Annotated in this window: 22 protein-coding genes; 21 read left to right on the top strand and 1 reads right to left on the bottom strand. The window is 62.7% G+C overall.

What is annotated here, in order from left to right:
• The first annotated feature begins 1 nt into the window (after position 1).
• Genes AC1Q61_RS16365 through AC1Q61_RS16340 form a run of 6 tightly spaced genes read left to right on the top strand, consistent with a single transcriptional unit; the run spans position 2 to position 5,407 of the window.
• On the top strand, positions 2-994 hold the full coding sequence (locus AC1Q61_RS16365; protein WP_042922553.1) for a DHH family phosphoesterase: 993 nt from the start codon (positions 2-4) through the stop codon (positions 992-994).
• Positions 995-1,004: 10 nt separating this feature from the next.
• The gene (locus AC1Q61_RS16360) at positions 1,005-2,408 is read left to right on the top strand and encodes an MATE family efflux transporter (RefSeq protein ID WP_054188593.1); all 1,404 of its coding nucleotides are present in this window, start codon (positions 1,005-1,007) and stop codon (positions 2,406-2,408) included.
• Positions 2,393-3,316 (top strand): metallophosphoesterase family protein, encoded by a 924-nt coding sequence (locus tag AC1Q61_RS16355; protein WP_042922556.1) that lies wholly within the window; start codon positions 2,393-2,395, stop codon positions 3,314-3,316. Before AC1Q61_RS16360 ends, AC1Q61_RS16355 begins: the two co-directional genes overlap by 16 nt.
• Before the next feature lie 13 nt (positions 3,317-3,329).
• Complete coding sequence (locus tag AC1Q61_RS16350; protein ID WP_003942126.1) at positions 3,330-3,989, top strand: 4'-phosphopantetheinyl transferase family protein; 660 nt, start codon at positions 3,330-3,332, stop codon at positions 3,987-3,989.
• A 24-nt stretch (positions 3,990-4,013) separates the two neighbouring features.
• Positions 4,014-4,934, top strand: coding sequence for a tRNA pseudouridine(55) synthase TruB (gene truB / locus AC1Q61_RS16345; protein WP_020907442.1), 921 nt, complete (start codon positions 4,014-4,016; stop codon positions 4,932-4,934).
• Entirely contained in the window at positions 4,931-5,407 is a 477-nt protein-coding gene (locus AC1Q61_RS16340) for a GNAT family N-acetyltransferase (RefSeq protein WP_030535608.1), read from the top strand. Before truB ends, AC1Q61_RS16340 begins: the two co-directional genes overlap by 4 nt.
• 9 nt (positions 5,408-5,416) lie before the next feature.
• Here the strand turns inward: AC1Q61_RS16340 and AC1Q61_RS16335 are convergent, their stop codons facing one another.
• Positions 5,417-6,163 (bottom strand): metal-dependent transcriptional regulator, encoded by a 747-nt coding sequence (locus AC1Q61_RS16335; protein WP_030535607.1) that lies wholly within the window; start codon positions 6,161-6,163, stop codon positions 5,417-5,419.
• A 117-nt stretch (positions 6,164-6,280) separates the two neighbouring features.
• Between AC1Q61_RS16335 and AC1Q61_RS16330 the strand changes: the two genes are divergently transcribed.
• From AC1Q61_RS16330 to AC1Q61_RS16260, 15 genes are all read left to right on the top strand, one after another.
• The gene (locus AC1Q61_RS16330) at positions 6,281-7,261 is read left to right on the top strand and encodes a bifunctional riboflavin kinase/FAD synthetase (protein WP_003942148.1); all 981 of its coding nucleotides are present in this window, start codon (positions 6,281-6,283) and stop codon (positions 7,259-7,261) included.
• Between the two features lie 158 nt (positions 7,262-7,419).
• Entirely contained in the window at positions 7,420-7,689 is a 270-nt protein-coding gene (rpsO, locus tag AC1Q61_RS16325; protein WP_007735061.1) for a 30S ribosomal protein S15, read from the top strand.
• A gap of 452 nt (positions 7,690-8,141) precedes the next feature.
• Complete coding sequence (locus AC1Q61_RS16320) at positions 8,142-10,412, top strand: polyribonucleotide nucleotidyltransferase (protein WP_003942275.1); 2,271 nt, start codon at positions 8,142-8,144, stop codon at positions 10,410-10,412.
• Positions 10,413-10,539: 127 nt separating this feature from the next.
• A complete protein-coding gene (locus AC1Q61_RS16315) occupies positions 10,540-11,898 on the top strand; it encodes a M16 family metallopeptidase (RefSeq protein WP_003942169.1) in 1,359 nt (452 codons plus the stop codon).
• Positions 11,899-11,926: 28 nt separating this feature from the next.
• Complete coding sequence (locus tag AC1Q61_RS16310) at positions 11,927-13,039, top strand: alcohol dehydrogenase catalytic domain-containing protein (RefSeq protein ID WP_198531556.1); 1,113 nt, start codon at positions 11,927-11,929, stop codon at positions 13,037-13,039.
• Positions 13,040-13,220: 181 nt separating this feature from the next.
• Positions 13,221-14,915 (top strand): cutinase family protein, encoded by a 1,695-nt coding sequence (locus tag AC1Q61_RS16305; RefSeq protein WP_007735070.1) that lies wholly within the window; start codon positions 13,221-13,223, stop codon positions 14,913-14,915.
• A 160-nt stretch (positions 14,916-15,075) separates the two neighbouring features.
• A complete protein-coding gene (gene hypA / locus AC1Q61_RS16300) occupies positions 15,076-15,405 on the top strand; it encodes a hydrogenase maturation nickel metallochaperone HypA (RefSeq protein WP_073512368.1) in 330 nt (109 codons plus the stop codon).
• A 2-nt stretch (positions 15,406-15,407) separates the two neighbouring features.
• Positions 15,408-16,220 (top strand): hydrogenase nickel incorporation protein HypB, encoded by an 813-nt coding sequence (gene hypB, locus AC1Q61_RS16295; RefSeq protein ID WP_030535604.1) that lies wholly within the window; start codon positions 15,408-15,410, stop codon positions 16,218-16,220.
• A 181-nt stretch (positions 16,221-16,401) separates the two neighbouring features.
• Entirely contained in the window at positions 16,402-17,517 is a 1,116-nt protein-coding gene (locus AC1Q61_RS16290; RefSeq protein ID WP_042922651.1) for an NADH-quinone oxidoreductase subunit B family protein, read from the top strand.
• A 54-nt stretch (positions 17,518-17,571) separates the two neighbouring features.
• Entirely contained in the window at positions 17,572-19,365 is a 1,794-nt protein-coding gene (locus AC1Q61_RS16285; protein ID WP_007735075.1) for a nickel-dependent hydrogenase large subunit, read from the top strand.
• Positions 19,366-19,368: 3 nt separating this feature from the next.
• Positions 19,369-20,271 carry a NifU family protein gene (locus AC1Q61_RS16280; RefSeq protein ID WP_042450723.1) on the top strand — a complete coding sequence of 301 codons (903 nt, stop codon included), beginning with the start codon at positions 19,369-19,371 and terminating at the stop codon, positions 20,269-20,271.
• 19 nt (positions 20,272-20,290) lie between these two features.
• Positions 20,291-20,911, top strand: a complete 621-nt coding sequence (locus AC1Q61_RS16275; protein WP_042922570.1) for a DUF5947 family protein — start codon at positions 20,291-20,293, stop codon at positions 20,909-20,911.
• Positions 20,908-21,546 (top strand): DUF6084 family protein, encoded by a 639-nt coding sequence (locus tag AC1Q61_RS16270; protein ID WP_042450719.1) that lies wholly within the window; start codon positions 20,908-20,910, stop codon positions 21,544-21,546. The genes AC1Q61_RS16275 and AC1Q61_RS16270 overlap by 4 nt, the downstream gene beginning before the upstream one ends.
• On the top strand, positions 21,543-22,904 hold the full coding sequence (locus AC1Q61_RS16265; protein WP_042922573.1) for a hypothetical protein: 1,362 nt from the start codon (positions 21,543-21,545) through the stop codon (positions 22,902-22,904). Before AC1Q61_RS16270 ends, AC1Q61_RS16265 begins: the two co-directional genes overlap by 4 nt.
• Before the next feature lie 48 nt (positions 22,905-22,952).
• On the top strand, positions 22,953-23,072 hold the full coding sequence (locus AC1Q61_RS16260) for a DUF6893 family small protein (protein WP_003942178.1): 120 nt from the start codon (positions 22,953-22,955) through the stop codon (positions 23,070-23,072).
• Positions 23,073-23,074: the final 2 nt, after the last annotated feature.

The following is a 23,074-nucleotide window of genomic DNA, read 5'->3' as shown; positions in this document are numbered from 1 at the left end:
AATGACGATCACCGCACTTTCGGACGTCGACCCCTGCGAGGCGAAGTTCGCTCAGGTGGCCGAGGTTCTCGAATCGGCACACACGGTGACAATTCTCTGCCATGTGCAGCCGGATGCGGACACGATCGGCAGCGGACTTGCACTCGGTCTCGTTCTCGAGCGTCGGGGAGTTTCGGTGCAGGTCGCGTTCAGTCGGCCGTCGGTGCTGCCCGAGTCGATGCGCGATTTCCCCGGTCTCCACTTGCTCGTGGCGCCCACTGATGTTCGGGAAAGTGTCGATGTACTGGTGACGGTGGATGTCGGCAGCGAGGGCCGTCTCGGTGAGTTGTCGAGTCGACTCGCCGGCGCGAATCGCACGATCGTCCTTGATCACCATCGCTCCAATTCCGAATTCGGAAGTATCAACGTCGTCGACGAAACCGCGGCTTCGACGACGGCGCTCATCGCACGATTCTTCGATGCGTGGGGAGTCGCGATCGATCGCGATATCGCGCACTGTCTCTATGCCGGACTGGTCACCGACACCGGCTCCTTCCGGTGGGGAGGTCCGCTTCCGCACGTGCTCGCGGCGCGTTTGCTGGCGACCGGCATCGACGGCGACGCGATTGCGCGAAAGCTGCTCGACACCCATCCATTCGGGTGGTTGCCGATGCTGGCTTCGGTACTCGGGTCCGCGGTGCTGGTCCCGGAAGCCGCGGACGGCCGTGGGCTGGTGTACGCGGTCATCCGACGCAGTGACATCGGCGATCTTCGCTCCGAGGAGATCGAGAGCGTCGTCGATATCGTGCGAACCACTTCGGAAGCCGAAGTTGCCGCAGTACTCAAAGAGTCGGTTTCCGGAAGCTGGTCGATCTCGTTGCGTGCAAAGTCGGCGATCGACGTGTCGGCGGTCGCTGAAAGTCTTGGTGGCGGCGGACATCGGCTGTCGGCCGGATACACGTCGACCAGTTCCAGCGACGAGATTGTTGCCGCGCTCGTCGCGGCACTCGGCTGAATCCGCGGCATTGAGCGAATCTGACGCCACCTCGGCGGGATCTTCGGCAGCTGATTTCGACGTCACTGGGCGACGAATCTTTTCCCTGGCGTTTCCGGCACTCGGGGTGCTGGCAGCCGAACCCCTCTATCTGTTGTTCGACATCGCCGTGGTCGGCCGACTCGGGGCACTCCCGCTGGCCGGGTTGGCAGTCGGTGGTCTGATCCTGTCGTTGGTGAGTACGCAGCTGACCTTCTTGTCGTACGGCACCACGGCGCGGGCCGCACGGCTTCACGGGGCGGGCCGCGAGCGCGACGCGGTGGGTGAGGGTGTTCAGGCGACCTGGCTGGCGGCCGCGATCGGCTTGGCCTTGGTCGTGATCGTGCAGGTGATCGCCGGCCCGCTGACTTCGGCGGTGGCCGGGACTCCCGACATCGCCGCGGCTGCGGAAAGTTGGCTCCGGATAGCGGTGTTGGGTGTTCCACTCATCCTGGTGGCCCTGGCCGGCAACGGCTGGATGCGCGGGGTTCAGAACACGGTGCGACCGCTGCGGTTCGTCCTTGTCGGCCTGGGTATTTCGGCGGTGTTGTGTCCGATTCTGGTGCATGGCTTGCTCGGTGCTCCGCGTCTGGAACTTGAAGGATCAGCTGTTGCGAATCTGGTGGGCCAGAGTGTTTCGGGTGTGCTGTTCGCCTGGGCGCTCTTTCGTGAACCGGTTTCGGCTCGACCACATTTTGCGATCATGCGGGCGCAGATGCTGATGGGCCGTGACCTGATTCTGCGCAGCCTCGCATTCCAAGCGTGTTTCGTTTCCGCGGCTGCAGTGGCGTCGAGGTTCGGTGCGGCTGTAGTCGGTGCACACCAAGTCGTCCTCCAACTGTGGAACCTGGTTTCGCTCCTTCTCGATTCCTTGGCGATCGCAGCTCAGACGCTGATCGGAGCGGCGCTCGGCGGTGGATTCGCAGCCGCGGCGAAAAGGATGACCTGGCGGATCACCGCATGGTCGACGGTATTTGCCGTGGTGCTCGCGATCTTCTTCGCCGCCGGCCACTCCGTGATCCCCGGACTCTTCACGTCCGACGCCGAGGTGCTCGGTCAGATGTCGATCGCATGGTGGTTCTTCGTCGCGATCATGCCGGTGGCGGGAATCGTCTTCGCACTCGACGGTGTTCTACTCGGCGCCGGGGACGTGGTGTTTCTGCGCAACGCGACCATGCTGTGCGCAGTTCTCGGGTTTCTGCCCGCGATCTGGCTCTCTCTCGCCTACGACTGGGGGCTCGCCGGAATTTGGGCAGGGCTTACCGTGTTCGTAGTACTTCGGATGGTCGCGGTGTCGTGGCGAGCGTTTTCCGGCAAGTGGGCAGTGACAGGTCCGGCGACGGCGAAGCGCGGAAGTTCAACTGAGGAAGCAGAGGGATCGTGGCAGCAAAGCTGATGGCGGTGAGCGACATTCATGTCGGTCACAACGGCAACAAGCCGATGACGGAGGAACTGTTTCCGGATTCGCCTGACGACTGGCTCATTCTCGCCGGAGATGTTTCCGAGAAAACTGACGACATTCGGTGGGCGTTGAAGCTCCTTCGCAGCCGATTCGCAAAGGTCATCTGGATTCCGGGCAACCACGAACTGTGGACGACCGCCAAGGATCCGGTTCAGATTCACGGAGCGCCGCGCTACGAGTACCTGGTCAACATGTGCCGCGAACTCGACGTCATCACACCCGAGGACCCGTTCCCGGTGTGGGAGGGAGACGATGGACCGGTCACGGTCGTCCCGATGTTTCTTCTCTACGACTACTCCTTCCTGCCGGAAGGTGCGCGAGACAAGGAACACGGGCTCGAGATCGCGCGTGACAAGAACGTCGTCGCCACCGACGAGTTCCTACTCTCACCGCAGCCGTATGCGACGCGCGACGCATGGTGCCGGGCGAGGATCGACTACACCCAGGCGCGGTTGGATGCGCTTCCCGAAGGCACAAGAACCGTTCTCGTGAACCATTTCCCGATGGTCCGGCAGCCGACGGACGTACTCATGTATCCGGAGTTCGCACTGTGGTGCGGAACCACCGCGACCGCCGACTGGCACGTGAAGTACAACGCGGTGTGCTCGGTGTACGGGCACCTGCACATCCCTCGAACCACGTACTACGACGGCGTCCGCTTCGAGGAAGTCTCACTCGGATACCCGCGCGAGTGGCGTCGGCGTGGACTGCCGGAGAAGTTGTTGCGTCAGATTCTTCCCGTTCCGGAGTACCCGCCGGGAACGCTCAACAAGTGGGGTGGCCACTTCAAGGTCACGCCGGAGCAGGAAGCCGAAGTCGAGCGCATGCGCGCCGGACGCTGAGAGGTATCGCTACGTGATCGAACAGATTCTTCCCGGTGGAGTTGCGACGGCCGAGGCCTTCGTGGATCCGCCCGGTCTGGTTCCGCACCCCAGTGAGGAGGCGTTGATCGGCCGCGCGGTCGAGAAGCGTCGTCGTGAGTTCGTGACCACCCGGCACCTTGCGCGTCAGGCGATGGGCAAGCTCGGTGTTCCGTCTGCCGCTGTCATGCGCGGTGAGCGTGGTGCGCCGCTCTGGCCGCAGGGAGTGGTCGGGAGCCTCGCCCATTGCGACGGCTACCGCGGCGCTGTCCTGGCGTACTCCATGCAGGTCCGCTCACTCGGTATCGACGCCGAACCGCACGGCCCGCTGCCGGACGGGGTATTGCCCGCGGTCAGCATCGAGGCGGAACGAACGTGGTTGGACACTCAGGAAACCGGCGGTCCGGTGCACTGGGATCGAGTGCTCTTCTGCGCGAAGGAAGCCACGTACAAGGCGTGGTTTCCACTCACCGGGCGCTGGTTGGGTTTCGAGGACGCCCACATCACGTTCGAGGCGGAGTCGGAAACGTCCGGCACTTTCAACTCGCGTCTGCTGGTCCCCGGTGAGGCGACGTCCGGTCCGCCGCTCACCTCTTTCGACGGCAGGTGGTTGGTGTCGGACGGACTCATCCTGACGGCAATTTCGGTGCAGTGAGCGCGACTGGCAGAATCGGCACACGTGTCAGCTCGTGAAAAGCCTTCCTCCGGTCTTGTCGGCGCCGGAATTCTGATTGTCGACAAAGAGGCGGGTATCACCAGCCACGACGTGGTCGCTCGGTGCCGCAAGTTGTTGAACACCCGGAAGGTGGGACACGCCGGGACGCTGGATCCCATGGCGACCGGTGTTCTCGTTCTCGGCGTCGAGCGTGCGACCAAGTTGCTCGGACTCCTGGCGCTGACAACCAAGGCGTACTCGGCGACCATTCGCCTCGGGGCAGCGACGGACACGGACGATGCCGAGGGGGAGGTCCTGACCTCCGCAGACGCTTCGCAGGTGACGGACGCGGAGATCGCGGCGATCGTGGCCACGCTGACCGGGGACATCAAGCAGATCCCGGCAAGCGTGAGCGCTATCAAGGTGGACGGTCAGCGCGCACATGCTCTGGTGCGTGCGGGAGAAACCGTCGAGCTGGCGCCGCGCCCGGTAACGGTGTCGACTTTCGAGGTTCTGGCTCGGCGAGATGTCCCGGGTGGCTTCGTCGATCTGGACGTCGACGTGGAGTGCTCGTCCGGTACGTACATCCGCTCGCTTGCCCGCGACCTCGGTCGTGAATTGGGCGTCGGCGGTCATTTGACGGCATTGCGCCGCACCCGCGTCGGGCCGTTCACTCTCGAACATGCGCGCACGCTCGAAGATCTCGCGGATCAGCCGGGTGTGAGCCTCGACATCGATCAGGCCGCGCAGACGGCTTTTCCGCATCGGCAGATCACGGCGGAGGAAGCCGAGGCGATCAGCCAGGGGCGCTGGCTCGAGCCGATCGGGATGAAGGGGATCTGTGCGGCGATCGATCCCACCGGTCACACGATTGCGCTTCTGCAGGAGAAGGGTCGACGCGCCAGTTCGGTGATGGTCGTGCGACCGGCGACGCTTCGCGGGTGATCGTCCGCGAGCGTGTCGACGGCGACCTCGACGGTTGCGTCGATGCGCTGGCACAGGTCCACGAGTGCGACGGATATCCGAACACGTGGCCGCAGAACCCGCACCGCTGGCTCAGTTCGCCCACGGTGGTGAAGGCGTGGGTCGGTGAGAGCGACGGTCGTGTTGTCGGTCATGTGGCCGTCGACAGCGAGGTCGCAGGTGCGCCCACAACCGCGGGATCGATAGCCGTGTCGCGATTGTTCGTTCATCCCGGCTCACGTGGAAACGGCCTCAGCGATGCGCTACTCGATGCCGTGACGGACTTCGCAGCCGAGAGTCGGTTGGAACTGGTGCTCGACGTCGTCGACGACGCTCTGCCGGCGATCGCACTGTACGAGCGTCGAGGGTGGGTGTACGTCGACGAGAGGCTCGCCGACTGGACCCGGACCGACGGCGTCCGGCCCGTGGAACGCCGATACCGACTGCCGCTTTGACTACCTCGGCTAGACGAGCCAAATTGCTTGAGCGACTGGACTTCCCAAGTCGATGGTGTTGGGGCTGTCGCCGAGTCGAACGGACACTGTCCCGGCGAAATCGCGGCGCTCCTCGACGGTGATCTCGACATCGAGACTGACGCCGACGGAATCGAAGTACCGGAGCATTTCGGGATCGGAATCGGAGATCCGGGCAACGCGGCCCCGCTCACCGTTGGCGAAGTCGCTGAGCTGGCGGGCCGGGGGAGTCGGCACCGAACCGTCGGTGGCGGGAATGGGATCACCGTGCGGGTCACGTTCGGGGAAGCCCAGTTTGGCGTCCATCCGCGAGATCATCAGATCGGAAACGGCGTGTTCGAGGACTTCGGCCTCGTCGTGGACTTCGTCCCAGCCGTATCCGAGTTCCTGAACCAGATAGGTCTCGATCAACCGGTGGCGCCGGACCATGGAGACGGCGGCGGCGCGGCCGCTGTCGGTCAGGGCGATGGATCCGTAGCGGGCGTGATCGACCAGGCCCTGGTCCGAGAGTTTGCGGATCGCCTCGGACACCGTCGAGGCCGAGACGCTCATTTTCTCGGACAGGAGCTTGGTGGAAACCCGCTCGTGGGACCACTCCTGGATAGTCCAGATGACCTTGAGGTAGTCCTGGGCCACCGACGAGAGTGCGAGCGTGTCGATTGCCGCGTCGTGCGCCGAAGTGCTGTCGCCATCCGACGTCGATGATGCTTCCGAGGTTCCGGTCTTGTGAGCTGCCACAACGCTTAGCTTAGGCTACGAAATCCGGAACTTCCGTACGTGAGCGGCAGCACAGCGGTGATTCGCTGGGCGGGTCCGAACGTGACCCGCCGCCGGTGGACCCGTAGGCTGCCAATCGTGCTGAGATGGCGTGGTCTCGACGAAGTTCCGGCCGATTGGGGTCGTTGTGTGCTCACTATCGGTGTGTTCGACGGTGTGCATCGTGGGCATGCCCAATTGATAGCGAGAGCGGTTACCGCTGCCCGCAAACGTGGTGTTCCGAGCGTGTTGATGACGTTCGACCCGCATCCCATGGAGGTTGTGCGGCCGGGTAGTCATCCAGCCCAGTTGACGACGCTGCAACGGCGTGCGGAATTGGCTCAGGATCTGGGCATCGACGTGTTCTGCGTGATGCCGTTCACCGCTGATTTCATGAAGCTGACGCCGGAGCGCTACGTCCACGAGATTCTCGTCGAACGTCTACATGTCGCCGAGGTCGTGGTGGGGGACAACTTCACCTTCGGCAAGAAGGCGCTCGGCAATGTCGATCTTCTTCGTGAAATGGGCGCTCGCTTCGGCTTTGCCGTCGACGGCGTCCAGCTGCTCGCCGAGCATGCGGTGACGTTCTCGTCGACCTACATCCGCTCGTGCGTCGACGCAGGCGACATGGAAGCGGCTACCGAAGCTCTGGGCCGTCCACATCGTGTCGAAGGTGTGGTCGTCCACGGTGACAAGCGTGGACGCGAGTTGGGGTTCCCGACGGCCAACGTTGCACCGCCGATGTTTTCGGCGATTCCGGCCGACGGCGTGTACGCGGCGTGGTTCACGGTGCTCGGTGCCGGCGAGGAACTCGGAACCGTCGTTCCCGGTCGCCGATACCAAGCCGCGGTGTCTGTGGGTACCAATCCGACCTTCTCCGGCCGGACCCGAACCGTCGAGGCATACGTTCTCGACACCGAAGCTGACCTGTACGGACAACACGTCGCGGTCGACCTGGTTTCGCGGATTCGCGGTATGGAGAAGTTCGACTCGATCGAGTCGCTCATCACGGCAATGAACCGAGATGTCGAACGCGCACGCCGGATTCTGAGTGAGGATGCAGAACGCAGCGTCGGTTGAGTTCCTCCTGTGTCAGTGGCGGGCGCCACATTCGCTCCAGGTGGGCGAGAGCGCCTCATTGTTGCTGGTAGGATCTTCTCTCGGTGCGTGCTGCGGTTTGCGGTGGCCGCGCCCGATCTAGTTCCTTTCACGCAAACGTCATCACAGGAGTGAATCAAGTGGCATTGACCACGGAAGAAAAGAAGGCCGTTCTCGGCGAGTACGGCTTGCACGAGACCGACACGGGATCGCCTGAAGCTCAGGTGGCAATGCTCACCAAGCGCATCACCGATCTCACCGAGCACCTCAAGACCCACAAGCATGACCACCACTCGCGTCGTGGACTGCTCTTGATGGTCGGTCGCCGTCGTCGTCTGCTGAAGTACGTGGCAAAGACCGACGTCGCTCGCTACCGCACGCTCATCGAGCGTCTCGGCCTGCGTCGCTAGATTTTTCTCACGACGCTGATCGAAAGCAACACGGCATGCTTCGGTTTGCCGAACACTCCGTCAGCCGGCGAAGCCACGCATATACTGGGCTTCGCTGGCTTTCGGCGTTAGCTGCCGCAAGGCAGTTTCCGCTGTCGGCGCTATGCACAGTTGTCCAGGCGCCGTTGTTTATGCGCAGTTGTGCAGTGCGCAGCCAGCACACCGTATGCACCAGAGAACGTGGTGTCGGTTGTCGGTAGTGGTTCTCCGGACCGGGCAAGTGCCCGAAAGCTCCGGCGGACTTCGATCGACGGCCGCCCGAACGTCGTGACGTCCCGAAGCAGAAATCGCTCGCATCGCAAGGAGCGTCTGCAATTCAAGAGGGGGACGTCCCTCGGTGCGCAGTTTCCACCAGGAGGGTGGAAACGCCCGCGCGGGTACGGCGAAGACGAGAGGGAAGTGAAGAGAAAAGAATGACAGAGAATTCCGTAGTAGAGGTCGACGAAGGCGTGTTCGAATCCACCGCCGTGATCGACAACGGGTCCTTCGGTACCCGCACCATCCGTTTCGAGACCGGACGCCTTGCTCAGCAGGCCGCCGGCGCCGTCGTTGCTTACCTGGACGACGAGACCATGCTGCTGTCCGCCACGAGCGCCAGCAAGCACCCCAAGGAGCACTTCGACTTCTTCCCCCTGACGGTGGACGTCGAAGAGCGTATGTACGCAGCGGGCCGCATCCCCGGTTCGTTCTTCCGTCGTGAGGGACGCCCCTCCACCGACGCGATCCTGACCTGCCGCCTCATCGACCGGCCGCTGCGCCCGTCCTTCGTCGACGGTCTCCGTAACGAGATCCAGGTCGTCGTCACGGTCATGAGCCTCAACCCCCAGGATCTGTACGACGTCGTGGCCATCAACGCCGCTTCCGCGTCGACGCAGATCGCCGGCCTGCCGTTCTCCGGACCCGTCGGTGGCGTGCGCGTTGCACTCATCGTCTCGGACGAGAACAAGACCGGCCAGTGGGTTGCATTCCCGACGGTCGATCAGCTCGAGAACGCCGTCTTCGACATGGTCGTCGCCGGCCGCGTCGTTTCCGGTAGCGGTGACAACGCCGACGTCGCGATCATGATGGTCGAGGCCGAGGCCACCGACAACGTCATCGCGAAGATCGCCGACGGCGCTCAGGCACCGACCGAGGCCATTGTCGCCGAGGGCCTCGAGGCCGCCAAGCCGTTCATCGCACGCCTGTGCGCTGCACAGGCAGCACTTGCATCCAAGGCTGCAAAGCCCACGGGTGACTACCCGGTCTTCCCGGCGTACCAGGACGACGTTTTTGCTGCCGTCGAGGCTGCTGCGTCCGAAAAGCTCAATGCCGCACTGACAATCGCCGGCAAGCAGGAACGCGACGACAAGACCGACGAGGTCAAGGTCGAGGTTCTCGAGCAGGTTGCACCCAACTTCGAAGGCCGCGAGAAGGAACTGGGAGCAGCGTTCCGCTCGCTCACCAAGAAGCTGGTTCGCCAGCGCATCCTGCGCGATCAGTTCCGCATCGACGGCCGCGGCGTCACGGACATCCGTTCGCTGTCCGCCGAGGTCGCGATCATCCCGCGCGCACACGGCTCCGCACTGTTCGAGCGCGGCGAGACCCAGATCCTGGGTGTCACCACTCTCGACATGGTGAAGATGGCTCAGCAGGTCGACTCGCTCGGTCCCGAGACCACCAAGCGCTACATGCATCATTACAACTTCCCGCCGTACTCCACCGGTGAGACGGGCCGCGTCGGTTCGCCGAAGCGTCGCGAAATCGGTCACGGTGCACTCGCCGAGCGCGCCCTCATGCCGGTTCTGCCCAGCGTCGAAGAGTTCCCTTACGCGATTCGCCAGGTCTCCGAGGCTCTGAGCTCCAACGGTTCCACCTCGATGGGCTCGGTGTGCGCGTCCACGCTCGCACTGCTCAACGCCGGTGTGCCGCTTCGCGCTCCGGTTGCCGGTATCGCCATGGGTCTGGTTTCCGACCAGGTCGACGGCGAAACCCGTTACGTCGCGCTGACCGACATCCTCGGCGCCGAAGACGCCTTCGGCGACATGGACTTCAAGGTCGCAGGTACCAAGGACTTCGTCACGGCCCTGCAGCTGGACACGAAGCTCGACGGCATCCCGTCGCAGGTCCTCGCCGGTGCACTCTCGCAGGCCAAGGACGCACGGACCACGATCCTCGAGGTCATGGCGGAAGCCATCGACACCCCGGACGAGATGAGCCCGTTCGCTCCCCGCGTGACGGCCATCAAGGTCCCCGTCGACAAGATCGGTGAGGTCATCGGCCCCAAGGGCAAGATGATCAACTCCATCACCGAGCAGACCGGTGCCAACATCTCCATCGAAGACGACGGCACCGTGTTCGTCGGCGCCACCGATGGACCGTCTGCACAGGCCGCGATCGACATGATCAACGCCATTGCCAACCCGCAGCTCCCCAAGGTCGGCGAGCGGTTCCTGGGCACGGTCGTCAAGACCACCGCCTTCGGTGCCTTCGTTTCGCTCCTGCCGGGACGCGACGGACTGGTGCACATCTCGAAGCTGGGCAGCGGTAAGCGCATTGCCAAGGTCGAAGACGTGGTCAACGTCGGATCCAAGATCCGCGTCGAGATCGCCGACATCGATGCTCGCGGCAAGATCTCGCTGATCCCGGTCGAAGAGGGCAACGACGAGGCTGCCGCTCCGGCCGCCGACGAGGCTGCTTCCGAGTAGATCTCACTTCGTACTCTGATGCGGCCCCGCGCGGATTTCCGTGCGGGGCCGCATCTGTACTGTCTGTAGACACAGAGCCTGTAGATACCTGATTGACCACTTGCACCGAGGACTGCTGAACCTTTTCATGGCAAAGACCACTCCCAACACCACGCGCAGCCGCAGCGCTGTGCTGAAATCGCCGATCGATGCGACTCCCGAATCCGGAGTACAGCGCACGGTCCTTCCCGGCGGCCTGCGCGTCGTCACCGAGTTCATTCCCGGTGTGCGTTCCGCCTCCGTCGGTGTGTGGGTCGGAGTCGGCTCGCGCGACGAGCAGCCGAGTGTGGCCGGTGCCGCGCATTTTCTCGAGCACCTGCTGTTCAAGTCGACGCCGTCACGGACGGCGTTGGACATCGCGCAGGTCATGGATGGTGTGGGCGGCGAACTCAATGCATTCACGTCGAAGGAACACACCTGTTTCTACGCGCACGTGATCGACGACGACCTTCCGATGGCGGTTGACCTTGTCGCCGACGTCGTGCTGCGAGGGCGTTGCAGAACCGCGGACGTCGACGTCGAGCGGCAAGTAGTGCTCGAAGAGATCGCGATGCGTGACGACGATCCGGAAGACTTGCTCGGCGACGCGTTCCTGACCGCGTTGTTCGGCGATCATCCTGTCGGCCGTCCGATCATCGGTAGCGTCGAATCGATCGAGTCGATGTCGCGCAATCAGTTGCATTCCTTCCATGTTCGGCGTTACACACCGCAGCGGATGGTGCTGGCCGTAGCGGGAAACGTCGACCACAAGCAGGTTGTGACGCTCGCTCGCCGTGCATTTGCCGGACATCTCGAGCGCGGGGTCAAGCCGGCGCCGCGGCGCGAAGGCACTCTGCGTTTGCGAACGATGCCTGAACTGAGCTTGACCCACCGCGACAGCGAGCAGGTCCACCTTGCGCTCGGGGTGCGCGCGTTCGGCCGGCACGAGGGCCATCGCTGGGCGCTGTCGGTGCTCAACGCCGCAGTGGGCGGTGGGCTGAGTTCTCGTCTGTTCCAAGAGATTCGGGAGAAGCGCGGGCTTGCGTACTCCGTCTATTCGGGCGTCGACACCTTCGCGGACACCGGAGCATTCTCCGTGTATGCAGGTTGCCAGCCGGAGAACCTCGGGGAGGTTGCCACAGTGATCCGCGAGGTACTCGCGAACGTGGCGACGGACGGAATCACCGATGCCGAGATCGCCCGCGCCAAGGGATCGCTGCGCGGCGGATTGGTTCTGGCACTGGAAGATTCAGGCTCACGCATGAACCGTATCGGTCGCAGTGAACTGAACTACGGCAACCATCGCAGTGTTGCGCAGACGCTCGCGACCATCGACGCAGTCACCTCCGAAGAGGTGCTCGAGGTGGCGCAGGTGCTCTTGACGAGGCCGTTTGCAGCCGCCGTCGTGGGTCCGTACAAGCGGGTTCGTGACCTCCCCGCGTCGGTACGCGGGATCGTGGGCAAGTAGTTCGAACTATCGAAATCGGGGTGTGCAGTTGAAGATCCGTGGTGCAGTGCTCGAAGAGATCGGCCGGAAGCGTCCCTTCGCAGATTCGACTCCGATTTCGATTTCGGAACTCGACCTCGAATCCCCGGGCCCGGGTGAGATCCTGGTCAAGATCGAAGCTGCCGGGCTTTGTCACTCCGACCTCTCCGTGGTCGACGGGAATCGGGTACGACCCGTGCCGATGTTGTTGGGCCATGAGGCGGCAGGTCGAATCATCGAACTCGGCGACGGAGTTGATTCGTTGTCGGTGGGCACCCGCGTCGTGATGACTTTTCTTCCGCGGTGTGGTGAATGCGCGGGATGCGCCACTGACGGCCGGATGCCTTGCGCGGTGGGTAGCGCCGCCAACAACGACGGCAGTTTGCTCGGTGGCGCGCATCGACTGCGGCGCTCCGGCGAGAACGTCAAACATCATCTCGGTGTTTCGGGTTTCGCGACGCATGCTGTGGTCAACGCCAAGTCGGTTGTTCCCGTCGACGACGACATCCCGGCCGAAATTGCAGCCGTACTCGGTTGCGCGGTGTTGACCGGTGGGGGAGCGCTCCTCAACGCGGCGAAGCCTCGCCCGGCAGACACCGTGATGGTGGTCGGCTTGGGTGGCGTCGGGATGGCCGCAATCCTGACGGCTAGGGCACTCGGGGTCGAGAACGTCATCGGTGTCGACGCACTGGAGTCCAAGCTGGCTCAGGCGCTGGAACTGGGCGCGACCGAGGTCTTCACACCGTCCGGCCTGTCCGAGAGTGGCGCTCGCGCAGACATCGTCGTCGAGGCCGCGGGAAATGCTCGGGCCTTCGAGACAGCGGTGGCTGCGACGGCAGCGGGTGGCACGACCGTCACGGTCGGGTTGCCGGCGCCTGACGCGCGCTCGTCGATCTCACCTCTCGGACTGGTCGCCGAAGCGCGGACCATCATCGGCAGCTACCTGGGATCTGCGGTCCCGTCCCGCGACATCCCGATCTACGCGCAGTTGTGGCGCGACGGGAAGCTGCCGGTCGAGAAGCTCATTTCCTCGCGAATCGAATTGGCCGACATCAATTCGGGTATGGACGAACTCGCCGACGGAAAAGCAATCCGACAGGTCATTATCTTCGACGCCGAGTAGGTGCACGTCGGTGTTATGCAGCGGAAATGAGGCGTTTGCGCTCCCGATTCCCTCCCGAGTCGCCACGGAAAATCGTTACCCGTTGTAACGCTCCTCTCGTACTGGACGACTACTCGAATGACGTTGCGTGACGCCCCGGGGGTCGGTCGTACGTTTTCCAAAAGTTGATTGGGGAGAAGATATGCCGGTTCGTGGGTTCTTTTCGCGACATCGAATACTGGCGGGTGCAGTAGCGCCCGCAGCGCTCGGCGTGGCCGCACTGGTCGCGGTTGCGGTCGCTGTGGACTCTCCGGAGTCACGCACGATCGAGACACAATTGACGTCGTCGGTCACCGAGTGTCACGACATGGTCAGCATCGCGGTTGCCGGTCGACACGACACACCGGACGCTTCGACGGTGAAGATGTTGCTGGGAGCCGACGGGAAGCCGCTGCCGGCCGCCCTGTCCGGTGACTACAAGAGTGAACGCGTCGACCAGGTGATCAACCCGGCAGGCTCCGTCAACGCGAACAAGCCCGGCTCGTACGCGGCTGTGTACATCGCGTACCCGGCCAACATGGCGTCCTACGAGGATGCCGTCGCTGCCGGCGCTGCAAATACGCAGTCCGTGATGAGTGCCATCGCCAAGGAATGCCCGAAGACTCAGTTCTCGATCGTCGGGTACAGCGAAGGCGCCGATGTGGTGCGTCGCGTCGCGATGGACATCGGTACGCAGGAGAACAACGAGTTCGGGGTCGACCCGGACAAGGTTGTCGGTGTGGTCATGCTGGCGGATGCAGGCCGTGAAGCGGGCGACGGCACGTTCCTCGGTGCCACGAATCCGTTCACGAACCCGGATAACTTCAATACGAAGTACCAGAACGGCACCTCCGCGACACCTGGCGAAGGTGTACTCCCCGGCACTGCCGGAGGTTTCGGCAAGCTGAACGGCAAGGTCGCGTCCTTCTGCTCGGACGGTGACTTCACCTGCTCGGCTCCCAGCAACATCTCTCTGTTGATCTTGGCGGCAAATGTCGGTCGGCAGTTGAACATCGACCAACTCGAAGCGCAGGGTCTGAACCCGGCCACCGGTCAGGACGTCGCGGTGGTGTTCGGCCAGATCGTCTTCGAGGCGTTCGCAGACATTTCGTCCAATCCCAACTGGATGCAGAGTGACGAGACATTCCTTCAGGTGATGCTCAAGGTCTCGGATCCGGAGTACAAGCCCGGAAAAACACCCGCGCCGGCGCCGGTAGCCGAGGGCGAGACGGTGTCCACCGACAAGGTGTCTCCGCTGGCATATCTGCCGCAGAAGCTTTTCAAGGAGATTGTCGGTCTGATTGCTACCAACCAGAACACGATTCCCGTGATCTTGAGCGACCCCTACCAGCAGACACTCGCTCCAGACGTCGGACACCACTTCGATTACTGGCGAGATGCGGATGCGGCCAACGGCAAGCCGTTGACTTCAGCTGAGTACGCAGCGGCCTGGCTCACCTACCTCGCCCAGCAGGCGAAGGAAGGAAAGCCCGTCGACACAACTGCGAAGCCGACCCCGGAACAGATCAGTGCTGCTGTCGATGCCTACATGGCTGACGGCAATGCTGAGGGCGACGCCGCGGTGGCTGAAGGCACCGGAACCGGTCAGGCACCGGCCGGGACCACTGGCTCCACGGGATCTGCTGGAGCGCCCGCAACCACGTCACAGGTGCCTGCGGCGGGATCGGCGTCGGTCACATCGGGAGCGGTTGCCACTCCGACGGGTTCGGCGGCAGTGACGCCGACGTCGACAGTTCCGACCACACCGGTAGCGGGAACGGATGCAACGACGGCGCCCCCGACTACGACAGTGACGTCGACGACCACGACGACGAAGGTGCCGGTTCCGAACCCGTAATCCTTCTCGCCGGCGTTCGTCACACGAATAACGCTGTCACAGGCTGCGATCCGCAATTAGTTGCGGATCGCAGCCTGTTTTCGTGTACGGGTTACGCACAACGACCGTTGGTGCTTATCGTGGAAGGGAGGTTTCCGGATCACGAATCGTGGGTTTCACCGTGCACGAGCTGTCCATTGCGCAGAGTGTGGTCGAAGCCGTGTGTGAGCGTGCCGGCGAGCGACGAGTATCGAGCGTGCGGCTTGAAGTAGGGCAACTCTGCGCGGTGGTTCCACACTCTCTGCTGTTCTGCTTCGACGTCGTCACCGCGGGTACTCACGCCGAAGGTGCCAGCTTGCACATCGATGAGATTGCAACCAGCGCGCGATGCAAAAGCTGCGGCGTGATGTTCTCGCCGCCCGACATGTTCTTGCTGTGTGAATGCGGCAGTGCTGATGTCGAGGTGCTTGCCGGCCGAGAGTTACGGATCCTGTCGATGGAAGTGAGCTGAGCATGTGCGCGACGTGTGGGTGCGGGGACACCACAGGACCTCGGGTGTCGGTAGTCGCAGACGGAGAACACGAGCAGGAACACGACGATCATGGGCACGGTCATGGGCACGGTCACGAGCATGACCATGAGCGCGGCCACCCCGACCACACCGTGATTCTCGAGCAGCAGGTGCTCGCCAAGAACGACGGCATTGCGGTTCACAATCGTCAGTGGATGCGGAACCGCCGAATCACGGCGCTCAACATCATGAGTTCCCCCGGCGCGGGGAAGACGACATTGCTGGCGCGAACCATCCGGGAGCTCGGATGTCAGCGACCGATAGCCGTGATCGAAGGTGACCAGGAAACCCGGCTCGACGCCGAGCGGATCCGAGAGACCGGCGCGTCGGTGGTGCAGGTGAATACCGGGGCCGGATGTCACCTCGATGCCGCGATGATCGACCGCGCACTGCGCGCCTTGGATCCCGCTGAAGAATCGCTGCTTCTGATCGAAAACGTCGGAAACCTGGTGTGCCCCGCGCTCTTCGACCTCGGCGAGGAAGGCAAGGTTGTCCTAATTTCGACGCCGGAGGGGGCAGACAAGCCGAAAAAGTACCCACACATCTTCGCTGTCGCGGACCTCGTGGTGATCAACAAGATCGACTTGCTCCCATACGTCGAGTTCGACGTCGATGCCTGCGTCGAGCAGGCGAGAATACTCAATCCTGCTGTGCGCGTTGTTGTTTTGTCTGCCACGACAGGTGAGGGCATGGACGAGTGGTACGAGTGGATCGGTAGTCGTTCGGCGATTTCTCCGGTGGCCGTTGACAACTGATCTGCTCGGGTAGTTAATGAAATGAGTGGGTGCCACGCAAGTGGGCCGAGGTTCGACTCCGGTGGCGTCAGCGTTTCGGTGCCGCGGCAATTCGAGGCCACAGAGTCTTGAGGCCATAGCGTGTCAGGCCAGTCGCGGCGCTGAGAGTCAAGGCGCAAGTGCACCCGTGAAAGCGGCTGACATGGACACACAAAAATCGACTGCTGGCACCACGGCGGAACCTGCCTCCGAAAGCGCAGCTACCCCCGCAAGCGCAGCGGCCAAAGCGGAAGAAACTCTGATCCACGTGCTGTGGATCAATGCCGGTCTCAGTTGCGACGGAGATTCGGTGGCGCTCACTGCAGCCACGCAACCCAGTATCGAGGAGATCGCGCTCGGCGCCTTGCCCGGCCTGCCGCAGGTAGCGGTTCATTGGCCGCTCATCGACTTCGAATGCGGACCGCAGGGTGGCGCTGACGATTTCCTGGAGTGGTTTTGGAAAGCCGACCGCGGAGAACTGGAACCCTTTGTTCTTGTCGTCGAAGGATCGATACCGAACGAGAAACTTCACGACGAGGGGTATTGGTGCGGCTTCGGGAACAATCGCGAAACCGGCCAACCGGTCACCACGAGCGAATGGCTCGACAAGCTGGCACCGAAAGCCACTGCGGTAGTTGCGGTCGGTACGTGCGCGACCTACGGCGGCATACATGCGATGGCCGGCAATCCGACCGGTGCGATGGGCGTGCCGGACTATCTCGGGTGGACCTGGAAATCGAAGGCGGGCATCCCGATCGTCTGCGTTCCCGGGTGTCCCATTCAGCCGGACAACCTCTCCGAGACCCTGACCTACCTTCTGTACATGGCCACTGATCAGGCGCCGATGATTCCCTTGGACGAATCCCTGCGCCCGCAGTGGCTTTTCGGTGCCACCGTACACGAGGGCTGTGACCGTGGTGGGTACTACGAGCAGGGTGAGTTCGCGACGGAGTACGGGTCACCGAAGTGCATCGTCAAACTCGGATGTTGGGGTCCGGTCGTGAAATGCAATGTCCCCAAACGTGGTTGGATCAACGGAGTCGGCGGGTGTCCTAATGTCGGCGGGATCTGCATCGGGTGCACGATGCCGGGATTCCCCGACAAGTTCATGCCGTTCATGGATGAACCACCTGGCGGCAAACTCTCCACCAATGCGGTGGGAATGTACGGGTCCGTGATCCACAGTCTCCGCCGGATCACCGGAAACACGTTGGACAAGGAACCGCACTGGCGCGAGCGGGGGTCGAAATTACTCACCGGTGCGACGCGTACGTGGTGACCGACCGGATACATTCAAATCAGTTCGTGAGCAACGTCTCTGGGAGGCACTGCAATGACGGCCATCGTTCCCGAACCCACCTCGACTGCGGACCGCGACGGTCTTGTCGAGATGGCGTGGGACCCCATCACCCGAATCGTCGGCAGTCTGGGCATCTACACCAAGATCGACTTCGCCAATCGCGAAGTGGTGGAGTGCCACAGCACGTCGTCGATCTTTCGCGGGTATTCCCTGTTCATGAAGGGGAAGGACCCGCGCGACGCGCATTTCATCACCAGTCGTATCTGCGGCATCTGCGGTGACAATCACGCCACATGCTCGTGCTACGCACAGAACATGGCGTACGGCGTCAAGCCGCCGCATCTGGGCGAGTGGATCGTCAATCTCGGCGAGGCCGCCGAGTACATGTTCGACCACAACATCTTTCAAGAGAATCTTGTCGCCGTCGACTACTGCGAGAAGATGGTCTCCGAGACGAATCCCGGTGTGCTGGCGCAGGCAGAGAACACGCGCTGCCCGCACGAGGAGCAGCACGGGTATCGCACGATCGCGGACATCATGCGGACTCTCAATCCGTTCACGGGTGAGTTCTATCGCGAAGCGTTGCAAGTCTCGCGTTCGACTCGCGAAATGTTCTGCTTGATGGAGGGCAGGCACGTTCACCCGTCGACGCTCTATCCCGGCGGCGTCGGCACCGTCGCGACGATCGAACTGATGACGGACTACATGTCGCGGCTGATGCGGTACGTCGAATTCATGAAGAAGGTCGTGCCGATGCACGACGACCTGTTCGACTTCTTCTACCAGGCGATGCCTGGTTACGAAAAGGTTGGCCTGCGGCGGACCCTGCTGGGTTGTTGGGGATCGTTCCAAGACCCCGAGTACTGCAATTTCTCCTACAAGGACATGACCGACTGGGGCCGGAAGATGTTTGTCACTCCCGGTGTGGTTGTCGACGGAAAGTTGGTCACCACGGATCTGGTGGACATCAACCTCGGTATCCGAATCATGCTGGGCTCCTCGTATTACGAGGACTGGAGTGATCAGGAGATGTTCGTCAAAACCGATCCGCTGGGTAACCCGGTCGATCGCAGGCACCCGTGGAATCAGCACACCAACCCCCACCCGCAGAAGCGGAACCTCGAGGACAAGTACAGCTGGGTCATGTCACCGCGATGGTTCGACGGAAAAGACAACCTTGCTCTGGACACGGGCGGGGGAGCATTGGCTCGTCTGTGGAGCACCGCTCTGGCCGGCCTGGTCGACATCGGATACCTGGAGTCGACCGGACACAGTGTGAAGATCAATCTTCCGAAAACAGCACTGAAGGGTCCTGTCTCGCTCGAGTGGAAGATTCCCGAACATGGCAGCAATACCCTCGAAAGAAACCGCGCGCGAACATATTTCCAGGCATACGCAGCCGCGGCTGCCCTTCATTTCGCCGAGAAGGCGCTTGTCGAGATCCGGGCCGGCCGGACCAAGACGTGGGAGTCGTTCGAGGTCCCGGACGAGGGTATCGGTTGCGGATTCACCGAAGCCGTCCGCGGAGTTCTCTCACACCACATGGTGATTCGTGACGGAAAAATCGCGAACTATCACCCGTACCCACCGACACCGTGGAATGCGAGCCCGCGCGACAGCTACGGAACCCCCGGTCCGTACGAGGATGCCGTGCAGGGTCAGCCGATCTTCGAGGAGAACGATCGAGACCACTTCAAGGGCATCGACATCATGCGGACCGTGCGTAGTTTCGATCCCTGCCTGCCGTGTGGTGTTCACATGTATCTCGGCGGTGGCAAGACCCTGGAGAAGTTGCACTCTCCGACGCAGTCCGTGACCGGGGAGTGATCGATGGAGCAATCGGCCGACTACTGGCGCGGAGCAGGTGAGCGCATCGAGACGTTGTTGCAGGCCAACGCCGGCGCAGGCCCGGTGGCGAGAGATCGCGCCGAGCAACTGGTGCGTGAGGTCGTGCAGTTGTACGGCGCAGCACTCGAACGCACCGTCGCTCTGGCAGATCCGGCCACGATGGATGCGATGGTTCGCGACGATCTGGTGTCCAGCATGCTACTGGTGCACGGACTTCACCCGCACGACGTGGAGACCCGCGTCCGCACTGCGCTCGACAGCGTGCGTCCGTACCTCGGTTCGCACGGAGGCGACGTCGAACTGATCGAGGTGGCGGACGGCGTAGTGCGACTACGGCTTCTCGGAAGCTGTAACAGTTGCCCTTCGTCCTCGGTGACCCTCGAAACCGCGGTCCAGGACGCGGTGCAGGCGGCGGCACCCGAGACCACCGGAATCGACGTCGAAACACCGGATTCGCACGAGCTGAAGTCGGGTGTGATTTCGGTCGAGTCCCTGTTCTCGCACGTTCACGCCGACGGGGGAGGTACGCACTGGGTGGAGGTCCCCGAATTCGCCGAAGTCGAGGTGGGAGAGGTCGCGGGCTTCCGCGTGTCGGGCACCGATCTGTTGGTCTGCCGCTCCGGTGACGATCTGTACGCGTATCGCGACCATTGCCCGGTGTGTGAGCACTCGATGGCGGGGGCTGTGCTCGAACGCATGATGGGCCGTCCTGCCCGAGACGCCGCTGTCCTCACCTGTCCGACGTGCTCTGCCCACTTCAGTGTGTACGGGGCGGGAGCGCGGGTGGGCACCGGCTCCGAGCACCTGGCGCCTGTGCCGGTGCTGATTCGCGACGGAGTGCTCTCGGTCGCGCTTGCTGACGAGTCTGTGATACCGGTGACCTAGCCGTGAACGCAGCCCCGTCATGAAAGTCACTGTGGGAGAGGTGCTCACACGAATCGCCTCGTCGCGTGTCGTTCCGACCGGACCGAGGTGTGAGATGTGTGCGGCGGGCATAGGCGACGAACACCAGCACGTCGTGGACGTACAGGTCCGGAGCCTGATGTGCGTGTGCCGACCGTGCTATCTACTCTTTGCACCGGTCGACGCGGACCTTCGATACAAAGCGGTTCCCGATCGGTACCTCGAGTTTCCGGACTTCGACCTCGGCCCTGGCCGGTGGGAGTCTCTGGAAATCCCCGTCGGCCTGGCATTCTTCTTCCGCAACTCACTCCTCGACAAGTACATAGTCTTCTATCCGGGACCGGCCGGAGCTACCGAATCCGAGTTGCCCATCGACTCGTTCGAGACTGTGCTCGAGGAGAATCCGGGGCTCGCGCAGATGCGGGCCGACGTCGAGGCGTTGATCGTGTCGGTGCCCACGTCAGGACAATCGCCGAGATGCTTCGTTGTTCCCATCGACGCCTGTTACGAACTGGTGGGACGATTGCGCACCGTGTGGCGCGGATTCGACGGTGGCCAGGATGCCGCACGCGCAGTGGACGAGTTCTTCGGGCGCGTCGAGGCGCGAAGCAGGTCGGCATGACTGTTCTCGACTTCTCGATCGACAACATGGAGGTGGAACCGTACGCGGTTACGCCGAATCTGACGGTGAGATTGAGAATGTCGGAATCCACCGGCACGACCGTCCGTGCGGTGGCTCTGCGCGCGCAGGTACGAATCGAACCACACCGCCGACCGTACTCCGACGCCGAAGGCGAAGGTCTGCGCGATCTCTTCGGTCCGCGGGAGCGTTGGTCGAGTACGCTGCGCACCTTCCTGTGGATGGAATGTTCCACGGTCGTTCAAGGATTCACCGGAACAACGGTCGCGGCCTTGCCCATGGCGTGTACGTACGACTTCTCGGTGACGGCGTCGAAGTACATGCACGCACTCGGAGACGGAACGATTCCGATCGTAGTTCTACTGAGCGGCACGGTATTCACCGACGGACCGCGTGGTTTCTCCGTGCAGCAGATCCCGTGGGACAGATCTGCTACCTACGAATTGCCGGTCGACGTGTGGAAACAGCTGATGGCTGCGCATTATCCGGCGTCTGGTTGGGTACGCCTCGACCATGAGACGATTGCCGATCTCGTGCGGTTCAAGGCAGCGCACGGCCTCACGGACCTCGATTCAGCCGTGCGGCAGTTGCTGACGGCGAGCCAGGTGCCGCGATGACTCGAACGGGGATGGATCACGACGTTCGGGCCGTGGCCGACGCCGTCCTGTACGAGGGATATCTTCTCTATCCCTACCGGGCCGGCTCGGCGAAGAATCAATCCCGTTGGCAGTTCGGGGTTCTCGGACCGCCCGGCGCCGCCGAGGTCGGAGTCGGCGAGGAACCGTCGATGTCCGCGCAATGTCTGCTCGGCGAATTCGAGCGGAACGGCGTCGAAGTGACTGCGACTGTGAGATTTCTGCACCACCAGTCGCGGACGGTTGAACGACTCGGCGCCGGCGGGGCGTGGATCCCGGTCGATCGGTTGGTAGTCGACGAGCGGGAGTCCATCTCGTGGGACGAAGCCACCGAGTCCGAGATCGTGTTGGGTCCGTGGGGTCTGGACGAACTCGAGGCCGGCGTCCAAGAAACCTTCTGTGCGGCCGGAGTTGTCGAAGGAGAGACTCTGTCGGACTCTCGGGGCAGGGTGGTCGGACGGATCATTCGGACACGGCTTCCGGTGAATGGCCTCTTGGCGGTGAGCGCCTCCGCCGGGGACGGACGCACGGTGATTTCGGTGGAGATCATGAACGCCACGAGCGTCGACGTACGGGACAAGGGCACGGCCACCGCGCAATCGATGCTGGGGACTCACGTCATTGTGAACTGCACAGGCTCGAGGTTCCTGTCGTTGTTCGAAGAAGCAGATCACTCGGAGCAGTTGCGGCAAAATCGCTGTTATCCGGTGCTTGCGGGGACCGAGAACCCCACTCACCCTGGCACATCGCCCACCGTTCTGGTGTCACCGATCATCCTGTACGACTTTCCCGAGATTGCGCCGCAGAGCGAGGGATCTCTCTTCGACTCGACCGAGATCGACGAAATTCTCACCCTGAGAATCCTTGCCATGACCGACGAGGAAAAGGCGCGGGCGCGAGCTACCGACTCCAGAGCTGCCGACATCATCGACCGATGTGAGCGATTGACGGACGACGATCTAGCCGGCCTGCACGGCGTGCTGCGAGATTCGAATGCCGGTTCTGATCTGATACCCGAGGTGCCTGACGGTGTGGACTGGTGGACCCCGGAAGCCGACACCAGTGTTCAACCACGCACCGACGCAGTTCTGATCAACGGCGTCCGTGTCTCTGGTGGAAGTACGGTTCGGCTCCACCCCTCACGCCGCGCTGATGCTCAGGACCTGTTCTTCGACGGCCGGATCGCCCACGTCGCCACCATTCATGAAGACGTGGACGGCGACATTCATGTTGGGGTGACACTGTTGGACGATCCGGCCGCCGATCTGCACAACTGGTACGGCCGCTACCTGTACTTCGCGCCGGACGAGATAGAGCCGATGCCGCGCGACAGCGCGTGACGTACTCACAGGTATCGAACTTCACAGCTATCGAGAGGAGAACTCGCCATGAGGAGCATGGGATTGCTGTCGACGGCACTTCTCGGCGCCACCGCGATCGCAGCCGCGATCGTCCTGGTGGTGTCGATGCCGGACATCCAGCGCTATCTGCGAATGCGAAAGATGTAAAG

The organism is Rhodococcus sp. MPR-R1B (genome assembly GCF_058793255.1).
Note: the sequence above shows the minus strand (reverse complement) of the source record. Positions and strands in the feature narration are given on the sequence as shown.